General features: G+C 65.6%; 1 protein-coding gene. It reads left to right on the top strand.

All coding sequences use genetic code 11. From position 1 onward, the window contains the following. Window positions 1–365: 365 nt before the first annotated feature. On the top strand, window positions 366–742 hold a 377-nt coding region (locus tag MTR62_RS21125), incomplete at its 3' end, for a relaxase/mobilization nuclease domain-containing protein (protein WP_407672728.1).

The raw sequence follows: 742 nt of genomic DNA, 5'->3' as shown, positions 1-742 counted from the left end.
ACGGCCCCGCAGGGTGACGGTGAAGGCGCGCGTCGTGAAGCTTTCTTCGGGCAAGGTCCAGGGCGTCGCCGCGCACGTGCGCTACCTTGAACGCGACGGCACCGCGCGCGATGGCGAGCCGGGGCGGTTCTACTCGACCTTCAGCGAGGATGCCGACGCCAGGGCCTTCCTCGAACGTGGCGGCGAGGACCGTCACCAGTTCCGCCTGATCGTCTCGCCCGAGGACGGGCCCGCCTTCGAAGATCTCAAGGGCTTTACCCGTGACCTCATGGCCAAGATGGAAGAGGACCTTGGCACCACACTCGACTGGGTCGCCGTCGATCACTTCGACACCGGTCATNCTCAAGGGCTTTACCCGTGACCTCATGGCCAAGATGGAAGAGGACCTTGGCACCACACTCGACTGGGTCGCCGTCGATCACTTCGACACCGGTCATCCGCACAGCCATATCCTGATCCGGGGCGTGACCGAGGACGGCAAGACGCTCAACATTGCGGGCGACTACATCGCCCACGGCATTCGCCATCGCGGCTCGCAGATCATGACCCGCGCGCTCGGCCCGCAAAGCGAGATCGAGGTGCGCCAGCAACTCCAGCAGGAAGTGGATGCCGAGCGCCTGACCCGGCTCGACCGCACACTGCTCAGCCAGGCCAGGGACAACACGGTTGATCTGGGCAAGCCCGATCCCGCGCAGCCCCACGATCCGCACTACCAGCAAATGCTCGTCGGACGGGCCCGCGT

The sequence above is a fragment of the Novosphingobium organovorum genome, from assembly GCF_022832435.1.
GTDB lineage: Bacteria > Pseudomonadota > Alphaproteobacteria > Sphingomonadales > Sphingomonadaceae > Novosphingobium > Novosphingobium organovorum.
Note: the sequence above shows the minus strand (reverse complement) of the source record. Positions and strands in the feature narration are given on the sequence as shown.